Genomic DNA, 25,180 nt, shown 5'->3' with positions numbered 1-25,180 from the left:
ATGAGACGGACATTCAAGGCCGGATTGGGAGCTGAGGTTGCCGCGTTGGCGTTGCTCGCGGGGCTGGCATCGGCCGAGGCGGGCTCATTGAAGATCGAGAGCTGGCGCAATGACGACGCCGACATCTGGAACTCCAAGATCATTCCCGCCTTCAACAAGCGCTATCCCGACATCAAGGTCGAATTCGCGCCCTCGGCGCCCAAGGAATACAACGCCGCCCTCAACGCGCGGCTGGATGGCGGCACGGCCGGCGACCTCATCACTTGCCGTCCGTTCGACGCCTCGCTCGCGCTCTACCAGAAGCATCAGCTCGACGCCGTCGACGGCATCAAGGGCATGGACAATTTCTCCGACCTCGCAAAGGCTGCATGGCAGACCGACGACGGCAAGACCACTTTCTGTGTTCCGATCGCCTCCGTCATCGCCGGGTTCATCTACAACAAGGAGGCCTTCGCCAAGCTCGGCGTATCAGAGCCGAAGACGCTCGACGAATTCCACGCCGTGCTCGAGAAGTTCAAGAAGGACGGGACCTATGTCCCGCTGGTGATGGGCACGGCCGACCAGTGGGAGGCTGCGACCATGGGCTTCCAGAACATCGGTCCCGACTATTGGAAAGGCGAGACGGGCAGGGCCAATCTGATCGCCGGCAAGGAGAAGCTCACCGATCCGCAATACGTCGCGGCCTTCAAGGAGATCGCAGGCTGGGCGCCCTATCTCGGATCTGGCTTCCAGGCGCAGACCTACGCCGACAGTCAGAACCTGTTCTCGCTCGGCAAGGGCGCGATCTATGCGGCCGGCTCGTGGGACATCTCGACATTCCGCGGCCAGGCGAAATTCGCCATGGGTGCATTCCCGCCGCCGCAGCCAGCCGGCACGACGGATTGCTATATCTCCGATCACACCGACATCGCGATGGGCATCAACGCAGCCTCGAAGAACAAGGAGGATGCCAAGAAATTCCTGGAATGGCTGACGACGCCGGAATTCGCAACGATCTACGCCAACGCGCTTCCCGGCTTCTTCCCCCTCGGCAAGACTCCGGTGAAGGTCGAGGACGACGTCGCTTCGACGATGGTCGGATGGCGCCAGACCTGCAAGTCGACGATCCGCAATTCGTATCAGATCCTGTCGCGCGGTACGCCGAATCTCGAAAACGAGCTCTGGAACGTGTCCGCGCAGGTGGTCAACGGCAAGCTGACGCCCGAAGCTGCCGGCAAGCAGCTCCAGGATGGTCTCGACAAGTGGTACAAGCCCGCCAAGTGATATGAGGTCTCCCTCTCTCCGCTCTCGCGGGGAGAGGGGCTGTTCTTGGTCGATAGTTGCTGCACGCTCTGCCAGGAGAAGGCACGAGCACACAGCGCGATAACGCATGGTAGGTTTGTTCATTTCCCGTCATGGCTGAACCGGTCTCGCACGTCACGGCCCAGATGCCTCGCGCAAAGCTCGCGGGCCTTCTGTTGTTCTTTCTCGGGCCTGCGGTCGTGATCTATACCCTGTTTTCGATCTATCCGCTCGTCGCGACAATGGCGCTGTCCACCTACACCAGCGATCCGTCCGGATCCCGGTCTTTCGTCGGCCTCGCCAACTTCCGAATGCTGCTCGGCGATGCGCTCTGGTCGAAGCCATTCTGGAATGCGCTCGGCAACAACCTGATCTTCTTCATCGTGCATATGTGCGTGCAGAATCCGGTCGGTATTGCGCTCGCGGGATTGCTCAGCCTGCCGGGTGTGAGACTCAAGGGCTTTTATCGCACCGTGATGTTTCTCCCGACGATGCTGTCGGTCGTCATTGTCGGCTTCTCCTGGAATTTGATCCTTTCGCCGCTCTGGGGCGTCGCCTCCGGCGCCCTAAAGGCGGTCGGACTGGGCTCGCTCTTTGCGCCCTGGCTGGGGCTGGAATCGAGCGCGCTCGTCACCCTGTCGCTGATTTCAGTCTGGCAGTTCGTCGGAATCCCGATGATGTTGATCTACGCCGCGTTGCTCAACATCCCCGAAGAGTTGATCGACGCGGCACGCGTCGACGGGCTCGGACAGTTCCGCATCTTCTTCCACATCAAGCTGCCGCTGGTGCTGCCGACGATCAGCCTGGTCTCGGTCCTGACCTTCGTCGCCAATTTCAACGCCTTCGATCTGATCTACTCGGTCAAGGGCGCGCTCGCGGGACCGAATTTCGCCACCGACATTCTCGGCACGTTTTTCTACCGCACTTTCTTCGGCAATCAGCTCCAGCTCGGTAATCCGACGATGGGCGCCGCGGTTGCGACCGTGATGTTCTTCATCATCCTTCTCGGTCTCTGCCTCTATCTCTTCCTCGTGCAGCGGCGCATCCGCCGTTACGCTTTCTGAGGGGGAGGCATGACGACGGATCAGCGCGCAAGGAGCATCGGTGTCCATCTGGTCCTGATTGCCTACAGCCTCCTGGCCGTGGGTCCGATCCTGCTTGTCGTGATGAATTCGTTCAAGGTGCGCAGCGCCATCTTCGGCAGCCCGCTGGCGCCGCCGGACGCGTCAACCTTCAGCCTGATCGGCTATGAGAAGGTGTTCCGCTCCTCCCACATCCTCCTGTACTATTCGAATTCGCTGATCGTCACTCTCGTCAGCATGGCGCTGGTCCTGCTGTTCGGGGCCATGGCGGCCTGGGGGCTGACCGAGTACCGCTTCCGTGGTTCGACGGCGCTGGCGCTGTTCCTGTCGATCGGCATCATGGTGCCGATCCGGCTCGGCTCCGTCGCAATCCTGAACATGATGCGGTCCGCCGGGCTCAACGACACGCTGACGGCCCTGGTCCTGGTCTATGTCGCGCAGGGCCTGCCGATGTCGATCTTCATCTTGAGCGAGTTCATCCAGCAGATCCCGAAGGATTTGCGCGATGCGGCGCGCTGCGACGGCGTGCCGGAAACCCGCATCTTCTTCGAGGTGGTCGCCCCGCTGCTGCGGCCGGCCATCGCCACGGTCGCTGTCTTCACCATCGTGCCGATCTGGAACGACCTGTGGTTTCCGTTGATCCTGACCTCGAGCGATTCGACCCATACGGTGACGCTCGGCGTGCAGCAGTTTCTCGGCCAGTACATCACCGACTGGAATTCCGTGCTCGCCGCACTGTCGATGGCGATTCTGCCTGTCGTCATCATCTACGTCATCCTCTCGCGCCAACTCATCGCGGGCCTCACCTCCGGCGCAGTCAAATAGGTTGTCAGAATGGCCAATCTGCGCATCGAGCAACTCAACAAGCGTTATGGCGCGACGACGGTGCTCAACGATGTCAATTTGAGCATCGAGGACGGCGAATTCGTCGTTCTCGTCGGTCCTTCAGGTTGCGGCAAGTCGACGCTGCTGCGGATGATTGCCGGGCTCGATGGTGCATCGGGCGGCGACATCCATATCGCCGGCAAGCTCGTCAACACGCTCGCTCCCGCCGAGCGCGGCATCGCGATGGTGTTCCAGTCCTACGCACTCTATCCGCACATGAATGTGCGCAAGAACATGACGTTCGGCTTGAAGTTCACCGGCGTTCCGCCGACCGAGCGCGAGCGGCGCGTCGCAGAGGCGGCGCGCATGCTGCGGCTCGAGGAGCTGCTCGAGCGCTATCCGCGCGATCTGTCCGGCGGTCAGCGTCAGCGTGTCGCCATCGGCCGTGCGATCGTGCGCGAGCCCGCTGTTTTCCTGTTCGACGAGCCTCTCTCCAATCTCGACGCAGCCCTGCGTGTCTCCACCCGCGTCGAGATCGCGAATTTGCACAGGCTGCTGAAATCGACGATCGTCTATGTCACGCACGATCAGGTCGAGGCGATGACGCTTGCCGACCGCATCGTCGTGATGAACAAGGGCTGCATCGAGCAGGTCGGCAAACCACTCGATCTCTATTATGAACCGGCCAATCTGTTCGTTGCCGGCTTCATCGGCTCGCCCGCCATGAATTTCTTCGAGGCTGAGGTCAAGGGCATCGAGGGCGGACGCGCGCGCGTGACGGGTGCCGCGTTTCGCGACCTCGACACCCCTGCGGCATCGCTGAAGGTCGGCGACAGGCTGACGGTCGGCGTCCGTCCGGAGCATCTTGTCCGGGGCGAGGCCGGTGCTTTCGTCGCCGAAGGCGTCGTCGAACTGGTCGAGCGGCTTGGCGAGGCCTCCTTCGCCTATCTGCGCCGCGCCGACGGCAGGATTTTCGTTGCGGAGGTCCGCGGTCGGCGGACGCCGGCGCCGGGCGAGACGGTGACACTCGTTGCCGCGGGTCCCGATGTTCACGTCTTCGATGCTTCTGGCCTGCGTGTTGCGACGTAGGCACTTGGGAGGCGATGCGATGCCGACTGCAGGCAAGTAAGGCGATCGTTCAGCCATGACGAATGTCGTCCGCTATTTGACCCATCCTCAGGTGACGATCGATCCGTCAATTCCTGTTCCGGAATGGGGCCTGAGCCAGATCGGCAGAGCGCGTACGGAATCCGTGACGGCCACGGGGCGGCTGTCGGGAACCAGGCAGGTCATCTGCAGCGGAGAGCGGAAGGCGATCGAGACCGCCGAGATCATCGCTGCAAAGCTGGGTATCGGCGTGGAGGTGCGCGAGGCGATGCACGAGAACGACCGATCGGCCACAGGCTTCCTCGTCCCCGACGAGTTCGAGGCGACGGCCAATCAGTTCTTCGGGCAACCCCACGTCAGCATTCGCGGCTGGGAACGCGCGGTTGACGCCCAGCTGCGCATTGTCGGCGAGGTCGAGCATGTGCTGGCCCGCGGCACGCCGGGCGACGTGCTCTTTGTCGGCCATGGTGGCGTCGGCACTCTCTTGTATTGCCATTACGCCGGTTTGGCGATTGATCGCGCCCACGACCAGCTGGCCGGAGGCGGCTGCTTCTTCGCATTCACCTCGCAAGAGCGGCGGGTCCTGCACGGCTGGCGCCGCCTCGAAGAGCTGTGACATCGCTTCCAGTCATGCATTCTGCTCGATGAGCCGAACGCTGGCCTGCACCGGCCGACGTCGAAAAGCCGATCGTTCAGCGCGACGACTGGTGGAGGGCAGGTGGTCGCGATCGCAACGCCGAGGGAGATCGCCCGCCACGCAACCAGTCTTACGGCACCTTGCCTGGCGCGGGCTATCAAGCGGCACTCGATGCCTTCGCGTTCACGCCCTTGCGCAGCGCCACCGTATTGAGCTTGGTGTTTGCGGCCTTTTCCTCGTTCAAATTGGTGGTCAGGAAGCGTACGATCTCGTCGTGGCCGAGCTCTTCTGCCCAGGCGATCAGCGTGCCGTATCGGCACATTTCGTAATGTTCGACGGCCTGCGCGTTGGCGACGATCGCCGCATCGAGAACCGCCTTGTCCTCGATCTCGCCGGCGGTCTCGTCGGCTTCCTTGATGAGGCCGTCGATGGCCGGGCAGTCGGTGCCGCTCGGCTGCTTGCCGAGCTTGGCAAAGACCTTGTCGAGCCGCTCGACCTGCTTGTTGGTCTCCTCCAGATGCGCCTTCAGCCCCGCAACGAGGTCGCGGTTGGTGGCCTTGTCGATCATCTTGGGAAGCGCTTTCAGAATCTGTTGCTCGGCATAATAGATGTCCTGGAGGCCGTGCATCAGCAGATCCTCCATCGACTTAATGTCCTTGGTAAAGAGGCCCATATCCGATGTCTCCTTTTACAATGTGGCTTTGGAACGCCTCGCGCCCGGGCAGGTTCCTAGTAGGGATGCGCGAAACGCCGGCCAGAATGTCGCGGGATGCCGACGGTGGAGGACGATGAGGGACAGCCAATCGGAGGTCGCCGAAGTCAGGGATGCAGCCCATCTCTGCATCGACATGCAGAATATCTTCGCCCCTGGCGGCCTCTGGGCAACGCCCTGGATGGAGCGGGTTCTGCCGACGATCGGCTCGATCGTGTCGCGCTACCAGGCCCGCACCATCTTTACACGCTTCATCACGCCGAAGGTGCCGGAGGATCGTCCAGGGCAGTGGCAGAATTATTTTCGGCGCTGGCACCAGGCAACGCGAAACCGCCTTCCCTCATCCGCTCTCGACCTCGTGCCGGCGTTGGCCCGCTACGTTCCTCCGGTTCGCATCATCGACAAACCGGCCTATTCTGCCTTCAGCAATCCGGCCCTGGCAAGTCTGCTGGTCGAAAAGGGCGTCGGGACCGTCGTCATCACCGGCGCGGAGACCGATGTCTGCGTGTTGTCGACGGTTCTGAGCGCCGTCGACATTGGTTTCAGGGTCGTCCTCGTGGAGGACGCGTTGTGCAGCTCGTCGGATGTCGGCCACGATGCGCTCATGACGATGTACCGCACACGGTTTCACGGTCAGGTCGATCTGGTGACCAGCGAGGAGCTGATGGAGCTCTGGCGCGAGTGATGACGCCTCGCGATCAATTGACATTGTCTCCCAGCATGTTCCGCGTCGCCGTGACGACCGCATCAAGACCGCTCATTCCCTGCATCAACGCGATCTCGCCCTGCTGCTCGTGGCGGATGGCATGGGCCATCACGCGCAGGCGCGGATCGCCACCGCTGTGCCACATCTGGTCCGCCATCTTCACCGCTCCGCGGTGATGCCGGCTCATCATCTCGACGAAAACAGCATCGAACTGATCAGGCGGGGCAAGCTTGACCAGCCGCATCTCGACCGGCGTCAGGAAGCCAGGCATGGCGGCGCGCTCCTCGGCGGTGCAATCGGGGAGATCGGTATCGAACCAGCTCCGCCACCAATGCGCGAAAATCCTGATCTCGCCGGTCTGGCTCGCGACCATCAGCATGGCCAGCTTGCGCAGATGCTGATCGCGGGCATGGGCGGCGGCGAACCGAGCCAGCCCGACGCCCTGCTCATGATGCGTCGTCATGTGTCGGAGATAGGTCTGGTCCACCTCCCTGTCATGTCCCCGCCATGGCATTTCGTAGCCACCGCTGCCGAGCAGGGCGATAGTCCCCAATAGTACGATGACCGACACGGCGCCCGCGCCCCATGCATTGGTGAAGGCGACGACCTGCGCCGGTGCCTGGCCACGGCGCCAGCGCAACCTGGCGAACAGCGGATACATCACGGCCGAAGAGCCATGAACGAGCAGGCCGATCCAGTAGGGTTGCTGAAGGCTGAACAGCGGCTGCCAGAACGGAAACAGCGGCACCAGCACGAACCATTCCATGCTCGAAGAGAACACCGCCCAGGGCAAGGCCAGCAGCAGGATTGTCTGGGGTCGCAGGTTCGCGGTCCAGCGCCCGAGCACACCAAAGAAGAACACCGCCCACGAGAAGTCTGCCCATTGATGGAAGGCGATGCCGGTGACGATCGCACTCCAGCTCGGCTCGGCGCCGATCGCCCAGTCGCGCGCCGGAATGGCCGCAACGGTCATCCAGTCGACGGCTGCGTCACGTCCGATCCGAGCGGCGAAGAGCTGGCTGACGATGGTCGAGAAGCTGCTGCTGATCAGTCCGAGCGCGACGGCGGCGATCCAGCGTGAGCGTCGCCGCCGCCCTGTGCCAGGCTCGTCAGGAAGTGACACCGGCCGTTGCGTGCTGGATCATGTCCTTCGCACGATCCTTCGCCGCCTTCACTCCTTTCGGGAAGCCGCTGCGGCCGGGATAGAGCTTGCGTTTTGCATCGCGCGGCGGTCGCCGCGGCTTGGTATCCTGTGCAGCGCGATAGTCGAGCATGGCGATGCCGCCGACCATCAGCAAGGCCAGCGCGATGTTGCCCTTCTTGGGATTGTCGGATGTCAGGCCGGAGAGCAATGCGGCTGCATCGAGGCCGTCGCCGCCGACGCGGGCCCAGAGGCCGGCATTCTTCTCGACGGACAGCGACATGATCCCCGCTATGATCTCGCGGACGCCGAAGGCGCGAACCAGGGTCTCGCTGCCCTCCATGCCCAGCGTTTCCGTGACCCGCCGCGGCGCCAGCAGCTCCACGACGCCGAGGCCGAGGCTGAACCAGCCGAGCGCGCGTGCCAGCTGGTCTTGCGGCCGCTTCAGGCTGGGTCCGCTCTCGACGATGGTCGGATCGCCCTTGGAGCGCACGATATTGGAGAAATGAAACATGATGGCTCCTTCAGGGCTTCAGCACGACTTTGACGCAGGAATCGCGCTTGTCTCGGAACAGCTGATACATCTCGGGACCTTGGTTGAGCGGCACGGTGTGGGTGATGACGAAGGACGGATCGATCTCGCCCTCCTCGATGCGACGGAGCAGATCGTCGGTCCAGCGGTTGACGTGGGTCTGGCCGGTCCGCATCGTCAGCCCCTTGTTCATGAACGCGCCCATCGGCAGCATGTCGGAGAAACCGCTGTAGACGCCGGGCACCGAGATGATGCCGCCGGGCCGGCAGACATAGATCATCTCGCGCAGCACGTGCGGCCGGTCGCTCTCCAGCATCACCATCTGCTTGGCGCGATCGAGCACGGTGTCGGGCAGGGAGGCCATCACATGCGCTTCCATGCCGACGCAATCGATGCATTTTTCCGGACCCTTGCCGTCAGTGAGCTCCTTCAGCCGCTCCAGCACGCTCTCAGTCTCGAAATTGATCGTGGTGGCGCCGGCGGCCTCGGCCATGCTCAGCCGCTCCGGCAGGCAGTCGATCGCAACGACCTGGTTGGCGCCGAGCAGCATCGCGCTCCGGATGGCCATCTGGCCGACGGGCCCGCAGCCCCAGATCGCAACCGTGTCGGTCGGCACGATGTCGCATTGCACGGCTGCCTGCCAGCCGGTCGGGAAGATATCGCTGAGAAACAGCAGCTGCTCATCGGGGATGCCGGCGGGAACCTTGATGTGAGTGGCGTCCGCAAATGGAACCCGCAGATACTCGGCCTGGCCGCCAGGATAGCCGCCGGTCAGATGCGTGTAGCCGAACAGGCCTGCGGTCGCATGTCCGAACACCTTGTCGGCGAGATGGCGCTTGCGATTGGTGGTCTCGCAGACCGAGAAATTGCCGCGCTTGCACTGCTCGCATTCGCCGCAGATGATCGTGAAGGGGACGACGATGCGATCGCCCTTCTTCAGCTTGCCGTCGACGCCGGCGCCGACCTCGACCACTTCGCCCATGGTCTCATGGCCCATGATGTCGCCCGGCATCATCCCCGGGATATAGTTGTGAAAGAGGTGGAGATCGGAGCCGCAGATCGCGCAGCTGGTGACCTTGATGATCGCATCGCGCGGATCCTGGATTTCAGGGTCGGTGACCGTGTCGCACCTGATGTCCTCCTTGCCGTGCCAAACCAGCGCCTTCATGTCCGTGCTCCGCCTGAATCGTGCCCCGCCTGAACTACGAGGCATCTAAGTCCAGGATGAAACGATGGTTGCTATCGGACGCACAAATTCTGTAACCGGCTGGCTTGCGTGCCGATAGGAACGCGGAGGTGGCGGAGCGATTGGGCGTCATCGCCTCAACCTCAAGGACATCTGCCCATGCCCGCCAACCAACTCGCCGTCGTCACCGGCGCCTCCACCGGTATCGGCCTGGAACTCGCCAAATGCTGTGCTGAAGACGGCTTCGACCTCGTCATTGCCGCGAACGAGCCGGCTATCCAGCAGGCCGCCACCGAACTCCGCAACAGCGGTGCCAGCGTGGAGGCAGTCGAGGCCGATCTCGCCACGACGGAAGGCGTCGACAGGCTCTGCGCCGCGGTCGGCGACCGTCCGATCGACGCGCTCTTGGCCAACGCCGGCGTCGGCCTCGGCAAAGCTTTCCTTGATCAGGATTTCACGCGCGTCAGGCGCGTCATCGATACCAATATCACCGGGACCCTCTATTTGATCCATCGCGCCGGCAACGAGATGCTGCGACGAAATTCCGGGCGCATCCTGATCACCGGCTCGATCGCCGGCTTCATGCCCGGCAGCTTCCAGGCCGTCTACAACGGCACCAAGGCGTTCCTCGATTCCTTCTCTTTCGCATTGCGCGAGGAACTGCGTGACAGCGGCATTACCGTCACGTGCCTGATGCCCGGTGCGACCGAGACCGAATTCTTCCGCCGCGCCGACATGATGGATACCAAGGTCGGCACCGAGGAGAAGGACGACGCGCATGAGGTCGCGAAAGCAGGCTTCGAGGCGATGCTGCGCGGCGAGTCCGATATCGTCACCGGCATGAAGAACAAGATTCAGACGACGGTCGCAAATGTCACGCCCAACGAGGTGCTGGCGCGGCAGCATCGCAAGATGGCCGAGCCGGGCACGGCAAAGCGGTAGGAGGGCTGTGCTGGCGCGTGCGGCGGGAAGGCTGCACGCGCCGGGAACAGGTTAGATGTCAGCGCGTACCGATGCGTTGATGTCGTGGGCAGAAACCGGAAAAATGCGCCACGTCCATCGTTCCCTATTGTGTCCGGTTGTCACCCGGCGGTGCCGGAGTTAACGCCATAAGGTGGCTTTGGTTCAATGCGTCGGGCTACAAGACCTTGCGTTGCCCGACAGGCAAAACACGCTAGGCGTAGGGCAACGCCGTTGGTCAAAAATATTCCACTTTACCGAAATTCGGAAATATCGTATGGATCGCGCAACCCGGCCCATGGAAGAGGGGCGTATCGCGATCGTCACGACGCGGGCCGGGCGGCGGTGGGCGTGGGTCACATCGGCGCGATCAGGCTTTGCAGGGCGGGCAACCGTGAGCGAGGCCATCGCGCAAACGACCGGTGTGATTCCCGCGTACGGCAAAATCGTGTGGTCCTGGCGCCCGGAGCCTGTGCGCCAAGGCTCGTGGTGATGCGTGTGGCCCAACCGGGCCCCTTGCATCAGCGTCTGCGAGACGACGGGGGCAATAGTGCATCGCTCCCCGGGGAGATCACGACATAAGCCGTTCCAACCACTGCGCAGGGAAGGCCGGATGTTTCGGCTTCACCTGTATGCCGCTGTGCAGCCTCTTGTAGCGCAACCTATCGCACAGTGGACCGCGGGTGCCAGTCGGGCACCCGGTCTTCCCTGCGCCCTCTTTCAGTTGAGGGTGAGACATTCATGCAAAAGCTCGGGCAAAATGAGCCGCGAGGATGCGAAGGTGTGTCTGCGATGAAGATGCGGATTGAAAGAGCGACGCCGCCACCACACACACCGTCATTGCGAGGAGCTCTTGCGACGAAGCAATCCAGGCTGCCTCCTTGGAGGGATTCTGGATTGCTTCGCTGCGCTCGCAATGACGGCGTGGAGGGAGCCATAACTCCGCTCTCCTGCCTTCGGCGCGCGGTGGCATCTCCCCGGCGATGCGGAGCAGCGTCCAGCGTGCGGTGCGCTGCAAAGCCGGCGAAGATCCGCGGAGGAACCGCACGGGGGCCTCTCGGGTTGGGCCGATCATACCCATCTTCGCGAGGAGCTAGCATGGCGGAACCGGACGTTCGCAAGGGGATGCCGCCCGTCAAGCTGTCGCGTGAGGAATTCGAAAGCCGTTACAGGAGCCGGTTTGTCGATCCTGTCTTTGCACCGCTCGAGCGGGAGCTCGATGCGATCGTCGGCGCTGCCTGGGATGCTTACAGCCATTCGCGCAAAGCGCCGGTGACGCGAAAGGCCGGCCCCGGCTTTGCTGATCCCGACTATGATCTCGCCGTCGACTGGCTGGCGGCGCGTGATGCGATCCTGAAGGCGCAGCGCCGACACGACGACGCCAGCGTTGTGCCGCGCATCCTCGTCATCAATGGCTCGGCGCGCAGCGAGCATACCTGTCCCGGCGAGATGTCAAAGACCTGGCGCATGGTCAAGCTCGCGGAGCCTGTCTTTATCGAGATGGGCTTTGCCGTCGACATCCTGGATCTGTCCCGTCTGACATCGGAGTTCGGCAAGGCCATTCACCCTTGCAAGTCCTGCGTCTCTACCGCGATGCCGCTGTGTCACTGGCCCTGCAGCTGCTATCCCAATTATTCGCTGGGTCAGACCGATGACTGGATGAACGAGATCTATCCGCTCTGGGTCGCCGCCCACGGCATCCTGATCGTGACGCCGGTGAACTGGTATCATGCGCCGGGCGGCCTCAAGGCGATGATGGATCGCCTGGTCTGCGCGGACGGCGGCAACCCTGACCCGACATCGACACACGGCAAGAAGGCTGTCGAAGCCAAGGCCATCGAGCTGAAGGGCTGGTCGTACCCGCGCCATCTCGCGGGCCGGCATTTCGGGCTGGTCGTTCACGGCGACAGCGTCGGTGCCGAGGGCGTGCGCCGGACACTATCGGATTGGCTGACCGACATGCACCTGATCTCCGCGGGCCGCTTCGGGGAGCTCGACGGCTATGTTGGCTACATGGAGCAATATGCCACCTCGCATCACGAGTTGGATGAAGACCACGCGTTCCAGCAGGAGGTTTTGAATGCGGCACGTGCGCTCGGCAATGCTGTCCGGCTTGCGCGGAGCGGGCAGCTCCAGGAGCCGGGCTTCGGCCTCGAAGACCCGAACCCCAAATGACGCAGGGAGAGCACAAATGCTCGAAGAGAAGCTCAAGGAATCCATCGTCGGCGAACTCAAGCGTCAGGCGGCCAACCGGCCGCAAGCGCTGAAGGTCGAAGGTTCCTCGGAGGAATTGGTCGTAAACGGAAAGATCGACCTTGCCGAGCTTGTCATGGTGATCGCAGGCTCTGTTGCCGGTGGTCCCTGACGCTAGAGCAGCGCCTTCAGCTTTTGTGCGTCGGCAGGCGCGGCGCTCTTCTGGTCATTGTCGAAATAGACGTAGACATCGCAGCCTTGCCGCTTCCAGGATTTGATGCGGCGCGCCCATTGCGCCAGCATCGGTCCGGTATAGTGGCCGTGATAGCGTCCGCTCGGGCCGTGGCCGCGCACATAGACGAAATCTGCCGTGCGCTTCCAGGGTGCGGGCGCATCGTGGTGGTCCGACAGGCAGAGCGACATGTTTTCGTCAGCCAGCATTCGCAGGATGCGGGGCTGATACCAGCTCGGGTGGCGAAATTCGAAGCTGTAGCGGCGTTTCCGCGACAACAGCTTGAAGAAGGAGCCGAGCCTGTCGGCGTTCGCTTCGAACTGCGGTGGCAGTTGAAAGAGAATTGGCCCCGCCTTGCCACGCAGCAATGACATGCGGTCTTCCAGCAGCTCCAGGCTGTTTTGCGAGCGATCGGTCAGGCGCTTCCAATGCGTGATGAATTTGGACGCCTTCCAGGCGAAGACGAAGTCACGGCCGGTCTGTTCGCGCCAGGCTTCGACCGCCTCGGGTGTCGGTGTTCGGTAGAATACGCCATTCAGCTCCGTGGTCGCGAACTGGCTGGCGTAATAACGCAGCTGCTGCTTCAGCGGAAGACCGTCCGGAAAGAACGGACCCCGCCAGGAATCGTAGTGCCAGCCGGATGTGCCAACCAAAACCTGCGCCATCGCGCTGCCTTATCATTTGTTAGGGAGCGGTATCTTTTTCGGCGCATCTGTCGAGGTCCCCAATAAATCGAAGCTCTCCCTGGCGGTATAGGTGACAGCCTCGATCTTGTTGCCGTCGGGATCACGGACGAATGCGCCGAAATAATTCGCGTTGTAGTTCGCCCGTATTCCGGGTGCGCCTGCGTCGGCTCCGCCCTGCGCGAGGGCGATCTGGTGGAAGCGCCTGACGGTGTCCCGGTCGGGCGCTTGAAAGGCGATGTGCACCCCATTGCCTGCAGATGCCGGGTGGCCGTCGATCGGCGTTTCGAGGCTGAAGGCGATGTCGGAGGCGCCATAGTGAACTGCCGTCGGCGAGACCTTGATGAGGCGAAAGCCGATCAGCCGCATGAGCGGATCGTAAAATGCCTTCGCGCGGCCAACGTCGTTTGTGCCGACCGAGACGTGATGGATCATCTGCGGCTCTCTTTCATGAACGAGGAGTTCTCCGACGCTCACGCAGTCGTCGAGACGCCAGGGCCGGCCTTGCGAGGGAAGCCGGGCCTGCTCGTCAGCGTCGCCGCTTCGCCGTGCGCGTCTTGGCCGCCCGCCGGTTATAGGGCGAGCGATTGATCGGCTTCAGCGAGATGCCTTCGCGATGCGCCTTGCTGCGGATCGCCGCGACCGGGCGCTGCAGCTTGATGCTCATGACGCCCGTCGGGGTGTTGCCCTTCGCGAGCTGCCGCAACATCCTGACGTCCGCTGTCGACCACGGCTGACGCGAGCGACGCTTGTACGAGGGGTTTGCCTTGCGCGGCCCCTTCTTGCCGATCGGCGAGCCGGGACGTTTCCATGCTGTACGTGCCATGTTTGATCCTCCTTGATCTTCAAGGCACGAATCAGCGTGTTGGTTCCGTTTTCGATATGACGCGCGCGCTGATCACCGGTTCGGCGCTGGCTCACCGAGCGATCAAGTCGACTATTGCCGTCCAGGCCTTACGATAACGATCGAGGCCGGATATCGAAATCGGAGCGACAGGGGCCGGCTCCACCATCCGGTAAGAAGGGGGCCATTGCGCAAGCATTGCCGCGCCCCGTGCCGTGCCTGAGGCGTCCTCCGCCGCAAAGACACGCTGCGACGGGCGTAGCGCGCCGAGCGTCTGGCAGAAGAGAAGGTTGCGAACGAAAGTTCCTTCGATGATGAGGTCGCCGATGGCCGCTCCCATGCGTGTCAGCATCAGATCGCTGACAAGCGCGCAATAGAGCGTCGCAAGTGCGGCCCGATCTTGCGCTGCGACTTCACCGCGGACCACGCCCGCGGTCGTCGCATAAGGTCCGCCCTGACCGGAGAAGCAGGGCAGCGCCATCGCGCCGGAGGCGATGACGCGCTCGATCGCCTCGAGATCCGCGCTACCGCCGCTCTCCGCGATGATGGCGTATTCGCGTCCACCCATGAAGCGTCCGCAGGCGATCGGGCGGCCCAGCGCATCGACATTGGCGAGCGTGTCGTCGCGAGGATCGAGCTGATCGAGCGAAAGACCCACGCTCATCAGGATGACCCAGGTTCCGGTCGACAGCACGGTGAACGGCGCCTGGCGCGAGACGAGGTAGGGCAGAAGTGAAGCATTGGAATCGTGGATACCGCAAAAGACCGGCGTGTCAGACGCGAGCCCGGTCGCGGCCGCGATGGCAGGCTGAATCGGACCAAGCGGCTCGAAGGCGCGGCGCATCGGCGGCAGCAGATGGTCGACGCCAAGCGCTCTGACGAGGCTCGAAACCTGCCCCTCCCGCGGTGCCCAGAGATCCGTATGAGCACCGATGGTGGTGACTTCGGAGACCGCGACGCCGCTCAGGCGCCAAGCCCAATATTGTGGATAGCCGACGAAATGCCTCGCCTTGACGAAGAGCTCCGAACAGCGCCATTTCTGGTAGGCGAGCTGGCGGCCGAGATTGAGGCCGGCCGGCAGCTTCGGCGAAAGAGTCTCCGAAAAGGGCGGGCGCAGGGCGGCATAGTCGACCTCGATCGCGTCCACGTCAGTGAATTCGTAGTCCATGACCGGCGCGGCGAGCTCGCCCTCGCCGATCAAAGCGCCGGCAGCACCATGCGCGGTCGGAACAATCGCATTGATCTGATGAGTGCGTGCGGCTTCACGAAGCGCATCGAGGAAGAAGCTCCATGCGCTCTCGACGTCTTCGTGCGGATATGGAGGCCCCGACCGAATGCGATTGGGCGCCGACTTTTCCCAGAGCAGCCGGCCGCGGTCGAACAAGGCAAGCTTGACGTTGGTCTTGCCGATGTCGAGGACTGCGACCGTCTGGCTCATCGTCAACTCAAGGCGAGTGGAGCATGTCGGCAACCAACCTCGCCCGACCGCGCTCGGCGGCCGGACGAGGCGTTCAGATCAGAAATCGAAGTCCTTGATGTTCTGCTTGGTGAAAATGAAGGGCGAACCAAGCAGGATCTCGCTGCCATTGACCACGTTCAGCTTGCCGAGCTTGCCCGCGTCGACGGAGGTCGCGCCCGCCTTCAGGCTGCCGTCGACCACGGCGCGCACCACATAGGTCGCGGCATAGCCGAGATCGACCGGATTCCACAGCACGACCGACTTGACGCAGTCCGCATTGACATACGGCTTCATCGCGTTGGGCGTGGCGAGACCGACCACCGCGACCTTGCCGCAGAGCTTGGCCTTGGTGACGGCTTCCGCGGAGGCGGGCGTTGCGACCGAAGTCATGCCGAACAGGCCGGCCAGCTTGTCGCCATGCTTGTTGATCAGAGTCGTCGCCTGGTTGAAGGACAGGTTGTTGTCCTCCTGCGCCTCGACCGTTTCCAGCCATGTCAGCTTGGGATGGCACTTTTGCGCATAGGCCCACATTTCGGCGATCCAGCGTGCCTGGTTCGGCGTTGTGAAAGTCGAGGTGACGATCGCAAAGCTCTTGTCCTCGCCGGCTTCCTTGGCCATCGAATCGATCATCGCCTTGGCGATGCCGTTGAATTCGGCCTGATTGACGAACCATTCGCGTGCATCGGGTGTCGAATTGGCGTCATAGCCGACGACGTGGATGCCCTTCGACAGCGCCTTCTTCAGCACCGGCGCAATCGCCACCGGATCGTTGGCAGCGAAGAGAATGCCGTCGACGCCGCTGGTGATGTAATTGTCGATGAACTTGATCTGCTCGTCGATCTTGGCCTCGGTCGGGCCGTCGGTCTTCACCGTGACATTGCCGAGCGCCTTGGCGGCATCCTGCATGCCTTTCGATGTCGCATTGAAATAGCCGATGCCGATCAGCTTCGGCACGTCGACCAGTGTGATCGGTTTGCCGGCCTTGTCAGCCGCATTTGTCGGCTTGCCGCCATCATAAGGCTTGGCCGCGGGCGCGGCATTGGCTTCGCCAGCCGAACAGGCGAGCGGATTGACCGGCAGGTCGTCCGCGCCGTCCCATCTCTTGTCCGCGGCCGAGGCCGTTCCGGCCAGCAGCGTCGCGCCGAGGAATGCAGCAGCTAATCCGAGCTTCATCTTGTTTTCCTCCCATTTTGATGCCGCTTTTTGCGGCTAGACACGCCGTCAAACGCCCTCGCGTCTCCGCTGGAGCGAACTCGCCACAAGAGTTGAAAGGATGAGGACCGTGCCGATGACGACGATCGTCGCGTCGCCCTTGACGCCGGTCAGGGCCAGCCCGTTTTTCAACAGCTGGATCATCGCGAGGCCCACTACGGTACCCCAGATGGTGCCAATGCCGCCGAATATGCTGGTGCCGCCGAGCACGACCGCCGCGATCACGTCCAGCTCATAGCCGATCCCCATGTCCGAGCGGGTCGTGGTCACGCGGGAGACGAGAACGCACGCGGAAAGGCCGGCCATCAAACCCGATAGAGTGTAGATGATCAGCTTGACGCGATCGACCGGCAACCCGGAAAAGCGCGCCGCAGTCTCATTGTTGCCGATCGCATAGAGCGTCCGGCCGAACGTTGTGCGGTCAAGAACGATTGCCGTCACCACGATTGCAATCAGCAAGAGCCAGAGCTGCGCCGGCACGCCGAAGAGATTGTCCTGTCCGATGAAGTAGAACCATTCCGGGTAGCCGCGCACCGAACGCGCCTGGCTGATCCCCTCGGCGAGGCCGCGGTAGAGGGCCAGGGTCGCAATGGTCATGATGAGCGGCGGCACTTTCACCCTGGTGATGACGATTCCGTTGAGGAACCCCGCCACGCCGCCGATGAACAGCGAGAAGCCAATCGCCAGCGGCAGGGGAAAGCCGAAAACCTTCCAGGAGTAGCCGAGCAGGATCGCGCAGAGCCCGACGATCGAGCCTACCGAGAGATCGATGCCGCCGGTGATGATGATGAAGGTCATCGGCAGCGCGATGAGCCCGACCTCGGTCGTCAGCCTGCCCTGGTTGAGCAGATTGTCGAGCGTGAGGAAGCGGCTGTTCATGCTCCCCAACCCGATCAGCGCGATGAGCAGGATCACCGCGAGCATGGTCTCGTGGCGCAGCAGCCACCAGGGCATGACGCGCTTGGCGGCTTGGGGCAGGGGGATCTCGCTCATGGCGCTCATGCTCCGGCCATGCGCCGGCGCCGCAGAATGTCGGCGATCACGGTCACGAGGATGAGAACGCCCTGCACTGCGCGAATCCAGTAGGGCGAGACGTCGATGAAGACCAGTGCGCTGGCAATCTCGGCGATCAGGACGGCCGCAAGGGTCGAACCGACGACCGTGCCGACGCCGCCAAGAATGCTGACGCCTCCGACGACGGATGCAGTGATGATCGTTAGCTCGAGATTGGGCGGCACGGTCGACTGGATGACGCGCAGTTGCGTCGCGTAGAGCAGGGCGGCAGCTCCTGCGAACAAGCCATGCAGTGCGAAGACCATGACGATCGTCCGCGGCTGCGAAATGCCGCACAGCCGCGCCGCTTCGGCGTTGCCGCCGACCGCGTAGATCGCGCGGCCCGAGGCCGAATAGCGCATCCACAACGCGGCCAGGATCGTCACCGCGATCATGAGAAAGACCGGAAACGGCAGCATGCCGAAGAGCTCGATATCGGCGAGATGGAAGCTATGGGGCAGGTCGGTGATCCATTTGCCCCCGGTGAGGCTGATCAGGCCGCCCTTGAGGATCGACAGCATGCCGAGCGTCACCACGATCGCGGGAATGCGCAGATAGGCGATGATGACACCCTGCAAGGCCATCACCACGACGCCGGCAACGAGTGCTGCCAGCCAGGCGACCACGATCGGCGCGCCATTCACGGCCAGAGTTCCGCTGATCGTCGCCAGGACGCCGATCAGCGCGCCGACGGAAATATCGATGTTGCCTGATACGATCACCATCGACATGCCGACTGCGGCGACCGCGATATAGGCGTTGCCTAGCAGTACGTCGGAAAGGTTGCGTGCCGCCAGAAAGCGCGGATTGTAAAGGCCGACCGCGATGGCAAGGCCGATGACCGCGATCGCGAGCAAGGCCTCCTGCGAGGCGAGCACCTTCAGCCGCCGCCGCGGACTAACCTCGGCGCTGACCAAGGTGACCGCCGTCATGCCGCTTTCTCCGCGTTTTCGTGGCTGCCCATCATCGCTGCGCCGACCGACTCCTGCGTCGCTTGTTCGCGCGGGAATTCGGCAACGACACGGCCTTCGCGCATCACGAGCACGCGGTCGCTCATGCCGAGCACCTCCGGCAGCTCGCTCGAAATCATCAGGATGGCGAGGCCCTGGGCCGCGAGCTCGCCCATCAACCGATGGATCTCCGCCTTGGCGCCGACGTCTATGCCGCGCGTGGGCTCGTCGAGGATCAAAAGCTTCGGCCCATTGGCGAGCCATTTGCCGAGCACGATCTTCTGTTGATTGCCGCCGGAGAGCTTGCCCGCGACCTGCTCGAGCGAGCTCGTCTTGACGGCAAAGCGCTTGACGCCATCGCCGGCGAGCCTGCGCTCGGCGCCGCGATCGATGAAGCCGCCGAACGCAACCTTGCCCAGCGCGGCGAGGCTGAAGTTCTCGCGCACCGTCATCGGCCGCACCAGGCCTTGCGTGCCGCGATCCTCAGGAACGTAGGCGATCCCCAGGGAGCGCGCCTGGGCCGGTGAGCGAATATCGGCTTGCTGCCCGTCGATCCGGATCTCGCCGCCATCGGCCGGCGTGACGCCGAAAATGGTTTGCGCGAGCTCGCTGCGACCCGAGCCGACGAGGCCGGCAAGGCCGACGATCTCGCCGGCCCGCACCGTGAGCGAGACGCTCCTCGTCAACGGCCGTCGCTCGAGACCCATCACCTCAAGCACCGGTTTGCCGATCGGAACCGTGACCTTCGGGAACAGGCTTTCGATCCTGCGGCCGACCATCAATTGCACGAGCTCGGCTGCGTCCGTGTCCGCGACGCGCCTGGTTGCGACATGTGCGCCATCGCGCAGCACGGTGACCCGATCGGCGATGGCGAAAATCTCGTCGAGCCGGTGGCTAATATAGATCACAGCGACACCGCGGCCTTTGAGCTTGCGCACGATGTCGAACAGGCGCGTCACGTCGTACTCGGTCAGAGCCGCGGTCGGCTCGTCCATAATCAGGATGCGCGCATCCTGCGACAGGGCGCGCAGAATCTCGACGCGCTGGCGATTGCCGACACTGAGGGAGCCGACGACACGGTCGGCTTGCAGATCATGAATCTCGAGTGAGGCGAGCAGGGCATTGGTCTTCTCGTGCATCGCCCGCCAGTCGATCCGGCCAAGGCCCGCGCGCGGCGCGTGACCCATGAAGATATTCTCGGCGACCGTAAGCTCCGGGAACAGCAACAGCTCCTGATAGATCGTGGCAATGCCGGCGCGCCTGGCATCGTCCGGCCGCGCAAGGTCAACCGGCCTGCCATCCACGAGCACCTCGCCGCGGTCGGGCGGGAATACGCCGGAGATGATCTTGATCAGCGTCGACTTGCCAGCGCCGTTCTCGCCGAGCAAGGCGTGGACCTCGCCCCTGGCGGCCTCGAACGAGACGCCGGACAGGGCCCGCACGCCTGGAAAAGACTTTTCGATCGTACGCACCGACAGGAGCGGTGCGGTTGGAGCTTCACGATGCGGGTCCGTTGTCATGGTCACGCCGCCGCGGTGGTTTGAGCGCTCGCATCGACGATTACGACGCGGACACCGTGTCCGCGCAGCATGTCGAGTGCGTCGTTTGGCGCGTCGCAATCGGTGATCAGCGTGTCGATACGCGAGAGCGGGCAGACGACAAGGCTGCCGCGCGAGACGAATTTCGAGCAATCTGCGAGCACGATCAGCTTGTCGGCACGTTTCAACAGTTTCGATTCGGCGCGGGCGAGCAGGGGATCGCCCTCGATCACGCCGAGCGGTCCGATCGAGATCGCACTCATGAACATTCGTGTCGCCGAATAATGTTGGATCGCGTCCTCGTCGAAGGGCGAGACGATCATGCCCTGCTCACGGTAGACCTCGCCGCCCGGCAAGGCGACGCGGCATTTCGACGTGTGGATCAGTGCGTCGGCGAGCAGATAGGAATTGGTCAAGACCTTCAGGCGGCGCTCGCGCAGATACTCGCCCATCTGATAAGTGGTCGTGCCGCCATTGATGATGATCGTGTCTCCGTCGGCGCAGAGGGCGACGGCCGCTTTCGCGATGGCGCGCTTGGCATCGATGTTGAGCGTCTGGCTGACGTCGAAGGAGCGGGTGGCAAGAGAGAGGACGTCGCCGGGTGCGCTGGCGGTGTCCGGTAGCGCTTCTAGCCCGCCGTGCACCCTGATCGCGACGCCTTGCTCGGCGAGCCTGGCGAAATCGCGCCGTATCGAGGCCTCGGAGACGCCGGTCGCGCGACAAGCGTCGGCGATGCGCACGAGTGACCGCTCGCGCAACAATGCCTTGATGACCTGCCAGCGTTCCCGCTCGTGCACGTCGCCCTCCCTTTTACTCGTAAATAGGTCACGCTCTCGTCCGGTGGTCAACTGCAAACCGTCATATTCGCTCAATATCGCGCTGCATCAATCATACTGCGTCGCGGTTCTGAGTGTCGGTGATTGACCTTGATTGAATCCCTGGCCTAAGCTGGCGGAAAGATCGAGCACAGGGAGGATGCGTCATGAGCGAGGTTGCGGCCACGCCCCTGCCAAATCTTTGGGACGACGCGTTCGCTGCCGGGCTCGATGAAGCCGGTCAACTGCTGTACCGCTCGAACCTGCTCGGGGCCGATCTACGCATCACCAATTTCGGCGGCGGCAACACCTCGGCCAAGATCGAGATGAAGGATCCGCTGACGCGCGAGAGCGTGCGCGTGCTCTGGGTCAAAGGCTCGGGCGGCGACATCGGCTCGATGAAGCGCGACGGCTTTTCGACGCTGTATCTCGACAAGCTGGAGGGTCTGAAAGGCCTCTATCGCGGTCTCGCCCATGAGGACGAGATGGTCGCCATGTTCAATCACTGCACCTTCGATCTCAATCCGCGCGCGACGTCGATCGATACGCCCTTGCACGCCTTTGTGCCGCACCGGCACGTCGATCATGTCCATGCCGATGCGGTCATCGCCATTGCCGCCTCGGGAGACGCCGAGCGTCTCACCCGCGAGGTGTTCGGCGGCAAGCTCGGCTTCCTGCCGTGGCAGCGGCCCGGCTTCGATCTCGGCCTGAAGCTCGGCGAGATGGCTATGCGCCATCCCGACTACGTCGGCGTGGTTCTCGGCGGGCACGGGCTCTTTACCTGGGCCGAGACGTCGAAGGCCTGTTACGAGATGACCTTGCGCGTGATTCAGCAGGCCGCCGATTGGCTCGCCGCACACGAGCAGAAGCCGGCCTTCGGCGGCGCCATGGTCCAGACGGCCGCACCGGACAGGCGCCGCGCGATCGCGGCGAGGCTGATGCCGCTGATCCGTGGCAAGATCTCCGCGGACGAGCGCAAGATCGGCCATTTCACCGATGCGCCGGAGGTGCTGGAATTCGTCAACTCCAGCGCGCTGACGACGCTGGCGCCGCTCGGCACCTCCTGTCCGGATCATTTTCTTCGCACCAAGATCCGCCCCTTGCTGCTGCCCTATGATCCCGCCCGCGACAATCTCGGCGAGGTGATCGCCGGCCTCGACGAGGTCCTTGCAGCTTACAGGCGCGACTACACCGCCTATTACGAGCGCTGCAAACGTCCTGACTCGCCGGCCATGCGCGATCCCAACGCGGTGGTGTATCTCGTGCCGGGGGTAGGCATGTTCACCTTTGCCAAGGACAAGGCGACGGCGCGCGTTGCGGCCGAGTTTTACGTCAACGCGATCAACGTCATGCGCGGCGCCTCGGGCGTCAGCGCCTATGTCGGCCTTGCCGAACAGGAAGCCTTCAACATCGAATACTGGCTGCTGGAAGAGGCCAAGCTCCAGCGCATGCCCAAGCCGAAATCGCTTGCCGGGCGGATCGCCTATGTGACCGGCGGTGCCGGCGGCATTGGCGGGGCAACCGCGGAGCGGCTGCTCGGCGAAGGCGCTTGCCTCATCATTGCGGATATCGACGAGAGCGCGCTGAACGAGCGCGTTACGGCTATCACGAAGCGCCATGGCCGCGATGCGGCGATCGGCGTGAAGCTCGATGTGACCGACGAGGCGGCGGTGGTCGCCTCGTTCGAAGAGGCCGCGCGGGCCTTTGGCGGCGTCGATATCGTCGTCTCGAATGCGGGTATCGCCTCGGCCTCACCTGTCGAGGATACGAGTCTTGGGCTGTGGCAGAAGAACATGGACATTCTCGCCACAGGTTATTTCCTGGTTTCGCGCGAGGCCTTCCGGCTGATGCAGCGCCAGAACATCGGCGGCGCCATCATCTTCGTGGCCTCGAAGAACGGCCTTGCCGCATCGGCCGGCGCCTCGGCCTATTGCGCCGCCAAGGCGTCGGAGATCCATCTCGCCCGCTGCCTGGCGCTGGAAGGCGCGGCGCATGGCATCCGCGTCAACACGGTCAACCCCGACGCGGTGCTGCGCGGCTCGAAGATTTGGGAGGGCGAATGGCGCCAGCAGCGCGCGGTGTCCAACAAGGTTGCGGAGGAGCAACTTGAGGAAGTCTACCGCCAGCGCTCGATGCTCAAGCTGTCGGTCTTCCCCGAGGACGTCGCCGAGGGCGTCTACTTCTTCGCGTCCGACCTTTCGGCCAAGTCGACCGGCAACATTCTCAATGTCGATGCCGGCAACGCCCAGGCCTTCACGCGATGAGCGCCCCGTTCTCGATCAGCGCGGATTTCATCGCCGAACACAATGCGCGGCTCGAAGGCGCGATCAGCGAAGACTATGACGCCCTGAAGCGCGCGCTGGCGCGGCACCGGATCGATGCGGACGTTCTGGTGCAGAAGGTCATGGCCTTCGGCGTCGCTATTCCGACTTGGGGCGTCGGCACTGGGGGGACGCGATTTGCCCGCTTTCCGGGGCCGGGTGAGCCGCGCAATGTCGTCGAGAAAATCGATGATTGCGCGGTGATCCAGCAATTGACGCGGGCAACTCCGACGATCTCGCCGCACTTTCCGTGGGACAAGGTTGACGACTATGCCGCCTTGCACGAACAGGCCGCGGGTCAGGGCCTGGCCTTCGACGCAGTCAACTCGAACACCTTCCAGGATCAGCCGGGCCAGGAGCTTTCGTACAAATTCGGGTCGCTCTCGCATACCGATGCGCGGGTGCGCGCGCAGGCCGTCGCCCACAACGTCGAATGTATCGAGATCGGCCGTAAGCTCGGCTCGAAGGCGCTGACCGTCTGGATCGCCGACGGCTCGAACTTTGCCGGCCAGTCCAATCTGACCAAGGCGCTCGACCGCTACATCGACGCGATGCGTGAGATCGTCGCGGCTCTGCCCGCCGACTGGCGGGTGTTCCTCGAGCACAAGCTTTACGAGCCGGCGTTCTATTCGACCGTAATCTCGGACTGGGGCACGAGTTTTGCGGTCGCGCAGGAACTCGGGCCCAAAGCGCATTGCCTTGTCGATCTTGGCCATCATGCGCCGAACGTTAATATCGAGCAGGTCGTGGCTCGGCTCGTTCGCTTCGGGAAGCTCGCCGGCTTTCACTTCAACGATTCAAAATATGGCGATGACGATCTCGACAGCGGCTCGGTCGAGCCGTTCCGGCTGTTTCTTGTTTTCAACGAGCTGATCGACGCCGAGCGTCGCAAAGTGGAAGGCTTGGCGCCCGCTTATATGATCGATCAGTCGCACAATGTGACCGATCCGATCGAGAGCCTGATGCAATCGGCAATCGAGTTGCAGCGCGCCTATGCACAGGCTCTGATCGTTGATCGCGCCGCGCTTGAAGCGGCGCAGGAGGCGAACGATGCGCTCGGCGCGCATCTCGAATTGAAACGTGCCTTCACCACCGATGTCTCGCCGCTCCTTGCTGTCGCCCGCATGCGGGCCGGCGGGGCTATCGCACCAATTGCCGCCTTTCGCGCGTCCAGCTACCGGGCGAGAAAGGCGAGCGAACGTCCCAGCGCCGGCGGGATTTCGGCAGGCATCGTCTAGGAAGGTGATCTCTCGATCTCAGGAAGGCCGGAAGCGCGGCTTGGCGGGAGGGATCATCCCAAGCCGGAGTTCGGCAGGGATTCGCCCCCTGCCGCCACATTTGTTGCACTTGGGCGGGAAGATGCGCCGTCCTGGTCTTTTCGAGTGCTTCGCCGGCTGAGATCCTGTGCCGCTACACGCGTCGCATCGCACCTCTGTTTTGGGCGCCTTCATGCGTCGGTCCAATCTGGCTGGGCGGCAGCTCGCAACCCGAATTTCGCCGAGGCGAACACGCGACGAGAACGAGCGTCCAGCCGCCATCCCATCGCTAAGACCGACATTGCCAATGCAACGAATGGTTGAACTCTTTGCATTGCATCGGTCACGCTGCCTGTCCTATCAACCAAATCAACTTTGAATCAGATCCGTCCGAGCGTTGAAGTTTGCCTTTTCGAGCCGGCGTGCATGCGAGGCAGAACGTCAAAAATACACTC

The 25,180-nt window shown here is 63.1% G+C and carries 24 protein-coding genes; 11 read left to right on the top strand and 13 right to left on the bottom strand.

Translation table 11 applies throughout. The features are described from left to right. The 5 genes from ACNJX9_RS25805 to ACNJX9_RS25785 all read left to right on the top strand — a co-directional run bounded on the left by ACNJX9_RS25805 (position 1) and on the right by ACNJX9_RS25785 (position 4,911). The gene (locus tag ACNJX9_RS25805; protein WP_439404850.1) at positions 1–1,263 is read left to right on the top strand and encodes an ABC transporter substrate-binding protein; all 1,263 of its coding nucleotides are present in this window, start codon (positions 1–3) and stop codon (positions 1,261–1,263) included. 131 nt (positions 1,264–1,394) lie between these two features. Next, positions 1,395–2,345, top strand: coding sequence for a carbohydrate ABC transporter permease (locus ACNJX9_RS25800; protein WP_439404849.1), 951 nt, complete (start codon positions 1,395–1,397; stop codon positions 2,343–2,345). A 9-nt stretch (positions 2,346–2,354) separates the two neighbouring features. Next, the gene (locus tag ACNJX9_RS25795) at positions 2,355–3,188 is read left to right on the top strand and encodes a carbohydrate ABC transporter permease (RefSeq protein ID WP_439404848.1); all 834 of its coding nucleotides are present in this window, start codon (positions 2,355–2,357) and stop codon (positions 3,186–3,188) included. A 9-nt stretch (positions 3,189–3,197) separates the two neighbouring features. Next, positions 3,198–4,277, top strand: a complete 1,080-nt coding sequence (locus tag ACNJX9_RS25790; protein WP_439404846.1) for an ABC transporter ATP-binding protein — start codon at positions 3,198–3,200, stop codon at positions 4,275–4,277. Between the two features lie 55 nt (positions 4,278–4,332). Continuing rightward, entirely contained in the window at positions 4,333–4,911 is a 579-nt protein-coding gene (locus ACNJX9_RS25785) for a histidine phosphatase family protein (protein WP_439404844.1), read from the top strand. Positions 4,912–5,089: 178 nt separating this feature from the next. Here ACNJX9_RS25785 and ACNJX9_RS25780 read toward each other — a convergent pair whose 3' ends face one another. Then, complete coding sequence (locus ACNJX9_RS25780) at positions 5,090–5,605, bottom strand: YciE/YciF ferroxidase family protein (RefSeq protein ID WP_057758622.1); 516 nt, start codon at positions 5,603–5,605, stop codon at positions 5,090–5,092. Positions 5,606–5,720: 115 nt separating this feature from the next. Here ACNJX9_RS25780 and ACNJX9_RS25775 point away from each other — a divergent pair, with 115 nt between their 5' ends. Beyond that, a complete protein-coding gene (locus ACNJX9_RS25775; protein ID WP_439404842.1) occupies positions 5,721–6,329 on the top strand; it encodes a cysteine hydrolase family protein in 609 nt (202 codons plus the stop codon). A 13-nt stretch (positions 6,330–6,342) separates the two neighbouring features. Here ACNJX9_RS25775 and ACNJX9_RS25770 read toward each other — a convergent pair whose 3' ends face one another. Genes ACNJX9_RS25770 through ACNJX9_RS25760 form a run of 3 tightly spaced genes read right to left on the bottom strand, consistent with a single transcriptional unit; the run spans position 6,343 to position 9,191 of the window. Continuing rightward, positions 6,343–7,473, bottom strand: coding sequence for a DUF305 domain-containing protein (locus ACNJX9_RS25770; RefSeq protein WP_439404840.1), 1,131 nt, complete (start codon positions 7,471–7,473; stop codon positions 6,343–6,345). Beyond that, complete coding sequence (locus tag ACNJX9_RS25765) at positions 7,460–8,005, bottom strand: hypothetical protein (protein WP_439404839.1); 546 nt, start codon at positions 8,003–8,005, stop codon at positions 7,460–7,462. Before ACNJX9_RS25765 ends, ACNJX9_RS25770 begins: the two co-directional genes overlap by 14 nt. Before the next feature lie 10 nt (positions 8,006–8,015). Continuing rightward, positions 8,016–9,191 (bottom strand): zinc-dependent alcohol dehydrogenase, encoded by a 1,176-nt coding sequence (locus ACNJX9_RS25760; protein WP_439404837.1) that lies wholly within the window; start codon positions 9,189–9,191, stop codon positions 8,016–8,018. Positions 9,192–9,368: 177 nt separating this feature from the next. Between ACNJX9_RS25760 and ACNJX9_RS25755 the strand changes: the two genes are divergently transcribed. The 3 genes from ACNJX9_RS25755 to ACNJX9_RS25745 all read left to right on the top strand — a co-directional run bounded on the left by ACNJX9_RS25755 (position 9,369) and on the right by ACNJX9_RS25745 (position 12,534). Continuing rightward, positions 9,369–10,151 (top strand): SDR family NAD(P)-dependent oxidoreductase, encoded by a 783-nt coding sequence (locus ACNJX9_RS25755; protein ID WP_439404835.1) that lies wholly within the window; start codon positions 9,369–9,371, stop codon positions 10,149–10,151. 1,116 nt (positions 10,152–11,267) lie between these two features. Then, positions 11,268–12,344: a flavodoxin family protein gene (locus tag ACNJX9_RS25750; RefSeq protein ID WP_439404834.1), complete on the top strand. Its 1,077-nt coding sequence runs from the start codon at positions 11,268–11,270 to the stop codon at positions 12,342–12,344. A 16-nt stretch (positions 12,345–12,360) separates the two neighbouring features. Continuing rightward, positions 12,361–12,534 (top strand): hypothetical protein, encoded by a 174-nt coding sequence (locus tag ACNJX9_RS25745; protein WP_167354020.1) that lies wholly within the window; start codon positions 12,361–12,363, stop codon positions 12,532–12,534. Between the two features lie 2 nt (positions 12,535–12,536). Here ACNJX9_RS25745 and ACNJX9_RS25740 read toward each other — a convergent pair whose 3' ends face one another. The 9 genes from ACNJX9_RS25740 to ACNJX9_RS25700 form a co-directional block, all read right to left on the bottom strand. Then, entirely contained in the window at positions 12,537–13,259 is a 723-nt protein-coding gene (locus ACNJX9_RS25740) for a DUF72 domain-containing protein (RefSeq protein WP_057758611.1), read from the bottom strand. Between the two features lie 12 nt (positions 13,260–13,271). After that, the gene (locus tag ACNJX9_RS25735; protein WP_439404831.1) at positions 13,272–13,754 is read right to left on the bottom strand and encodes a VOC family protein; all 483 of its coding nucleotides are present in this window, start codon (positions 13,752–13,754) and stop codon (positions 13,272–13,274) included. Positions 13,755–13,806: 52 nt separating this feature from the next. Next, positions 13,807–14,103: a hypothetical protein gene (locus ACNJX9_RS25730; RefSeq protein WP_057758609.1), complete on the bottom strand. Its 297-nt coding sequence runs from the start codon at positions 14,101–14,103 to the stop codon at positions 13,807–13,809. 91 nt (positions 14,104–14,194) lie between these two features. Then, complete coding sequence (locus ACNJX9_RS25725) at positions 14,195–15,559, bottom strand: FGGY-family carbohydrate kinase (protein ID WP_439404829.1); 1,365 nt, start codon at positions 15,557–15,559, stop codon at positions 14,195–14,197. Between the two features lie 78 nt (positions 15,560–15,637). Further along, entirely contained in the window at positions 15,638–16,753 is a 1,116-nt protein-coding gene (locus ACNJX9_RS25720; RefSeq protein ID WP_057758605.1) for an autoinducer 2 ABC transporter substrate-binding protein, read from the bottom strand. 48 nt (positions 16,754–16,801) lie between these two features. Beyond that, positions 16,802–17,794: an ABC transporter permease gene (locus ACNJX9_RS25715; RefSeq protein ID WP_057758603.1), complete on the bottom strand. Its 993-nt coding sequence runs from the start codon at positions 17,792–17,794 to the stop codon at positions 16,802–16,804. Further along, positions 17,791–18,777, bottom strand: a complete 987-nt coding sequence (locus ACNJX9_RS25710; RefSeq protein WP_439404827.1) for an ABC transporter permease — start codon at positions 18,775–18,777, stop codon at positions 17,791–17,793. Before ACNJX9_RS25710 ends, ACNJX9_RS25715 begins: the two co-directional genes overlap by 4 nt. Beyond that, positions 18,774–20,315 (bottom strand): sugar ABC transporter ATP-binding protein, encoded by a 1,542-nt coding sequence (locus tag ACNJX9_RS25705; protein ID WP_271601995.1) that lies wholly within the window; start codon positions 20,313–20,315, stop codon positions 18,774–18,776. Before ACNJX9_RS25705 ends, ACNJX9_RS25710 begins: the two co-directional genes overlap by 4 nt. A 2-nt stretch (positions 20,316–20,317) precedes the next feature. Next, positions 20,318–21,130: a DeoR/GlpR family DNA-binding transcription regulator gene (locus tag ACNJX9_RS25700; RefSeq protein WP_057758599.1), complete on the bottom strand. Its 813-nt coding sequence runs from the start codon at positions 21,128–21,130 to the stop codon at positions 20,318–20,320. A gap of 185 nt (positions 21,131–21,315) precedes the next feature. Here ACNJX9_RS25700 and ACNJX9_RS25695 point away from each other — a divergent pair, with 185 nt between their 5' ends. Both ACNJX9_RS25695 and rhaI read left to right on the top strand, forming a co-directional pair. Further along, positions 21,316–23,412: a bifunctional rhamnulose-1-phosphate aldolase/short-chain dehydrogenase gene (locus ACNJX9_RS25695; RefSeq protein ID WP_439404826.1), complete on the top strand. Its 2,097-nt coding sequence runs from the start codon at positions 21,316–21,318 to the stop codon at positions 23,410–23,412. Further along, positions 23,409–24,707, top strand: a complete 1,299-nt coding sequence (gene rhaI, locus ACNJX9_RS25690) for an L-rhamnose catabolism isomerase (RefSeq protein ID WP_439404825.1) — start codon at positions 23,409–23,411, stop codon at positions 24,705–24,707. Before ACNJX9_RS25695 ends, rhaI begins: the two co-directional genes overlap by 4 nt. Positions 24,708–25,180: the final 473 nt, after the last annotated feature.

It is taken from the genome of Bradyrhizobium sp. BLXBL-03, from assembly GCF_051853015.1.
GTDB classification, from domain to species: Bacteria; Pseudomonadota; Alphaproteobacteria; order Rhizobiales; family Xanthobacteraceae; genus Bradyrhizobium; species Bradyrhizobium manausense.
The sequence above is the reverse complement of the archived record's forward strand: the minus strand, read 5'-3'. Positions and strand labels throughout refer to the sequence as shown.

Coding starts and splice junctions, on each gene's coding strand:
- ACNJX9_RS25805 (WP_439404850.1), top strand. CDS start 1: ATGAGACGGACATTCAAGGCCGGATTGGGAGCTGAGGTTGCCGCGTTG.
- ACNJX9_RS25800 (WP_439404849.1), top strand. CDS start 1,395: ATGGCTGAACCGGTCTCGCACGTCACGGCCCAGATGCCTCGCGCAAAG.
- ACNJX9_RS25795 (WP_439404848.1), top strand. CDS start 2,355: ATGACGACGGATCAGCGCGCAAGGAGCATCGGTGTCCATCTGGTCCTG.
- ACNJX9_RS25790 (WP_439404846.1), top strand. CDS start 3,198: ATGGCCAATCTGCGCATCGAGCAACTCAACAAGCGTTATGGCGCGACG.
- ACNJX9_RS25785 (WP_439404844.1), top strand. CDS start 4,333: ATGACGAATGTCGTCCGCTATTTGACCCATCCTCAGGTGACGATCGAT.
- ACNJX9_RS25780 (WP_057758622.1), bottom strand. CDS start 5,605: ATGGGCCTCTTTACCAAGGACATTAAGTCGATGGAGGATCTGCTGATG.
- ACNJX9_RS25775 (WP_439404842.1), top strand. CDS start 5,721: ATGAGGGACAGCCAATCGGAGGTCGCCGAAGTCAGGGATGCAGCCCAT.
- ACNJX9_RS25765 (WP_439404839.1), bottom strand. CDS start 8,005: ATGTTTCATTTCTCCAATATCGTGCGCTCCAAGGGCGATCCGACCATC.
- ACNJX9_RS25760 (WP_439404837.1), bottom strand. CDS start 9,191: ATGAAGGCGCTGGTTTGGCACGGCAAGGAGGACATCAGGTGCGACACG.
- ACNJX9_RS25755 (WP_439404835.1), top strand. CDS start 9,369: ATGCCCGCCAACCAACTCGCCGTCGTCACCGGCGCCTCCACCGGTATC.
- ACNJX9_RS25750 (WP_439404834.1), top strand. CDS start 11,268: ATGGCGGAACCGGACGTTCGCAAGGGGATGCCGCCCGTCAAGCTGTCG.
- ACNJX9_RS25745 (WP_167354020.1), top strand. CDS start 12,361: ATGCTCGAAGAGAAGCTCAAGGAATCCATCGTCGGCGAACTCAAGCGT.
- ACNJX9_RS25740 (WP_057758611.1), bottom strand. CDS start 13,259: ATGGCGCAGGTTTTGGTTGGCACATCCGGCTGGCACTACGATTCCTGG.
- ACNJX9_RS25730 (WP_057758609.1), bottom strand. CDS start 14,103: ATGGCACGTACAGCATGGAAACGTCCCGGCTCGCCGATCGGCAAGAAG.
- ACNJX9_RS25725 (WP_439404829.1), bottom strand. CDS start 15,559: ATGAGCCAGACGGTCGCAGTCCTCGACATCGGCAAGACCAACGTCAAG.
- ACNJX9_RS25720 (WP_057758605.1), bottom strand. CDS start 16,753: ATGAAGCTCGGATTAGCTGCTGCATTCCTCGGCGCGACGCTGCTGGCC.
- ACNJX9_RS25715 (WP_057758603.1), bottom strand. CDS start 17,794: ATGAGCGCCATGAGCGAGATCCCCCTGCCCCAAGCCGCCAAGCGCGTC.
- ACNJX9_RS25710 (WP_439404827.1), bottom strand. CDS start 18,777: ATGACGGCGGTCACCTTGGTCAGCGCCGAGGTTAGTCCGCGGCGGCGG.
- ACNJX9_RS25705 (WP_271601995.1), bottom strand. CDS start 20,315: ATGACAACGGACCCGCATCGTGAAGCTCCAACCGCACCGCTCCTGTCG.
- ACNJX9_RS25695 (WP_439404826.1), top strand. CDS start 21,316: ATGAGCGAGGTTGCGGCCACGCCCCTGCCAAATCTTTGGGACGACGCG.
- rhaI (WP_439404825.1), top strand. CDS start 23,409: ATGAGCGCCCCGTTCTCGATCAGCGCGGATTTCATCGCCGAACACAAT.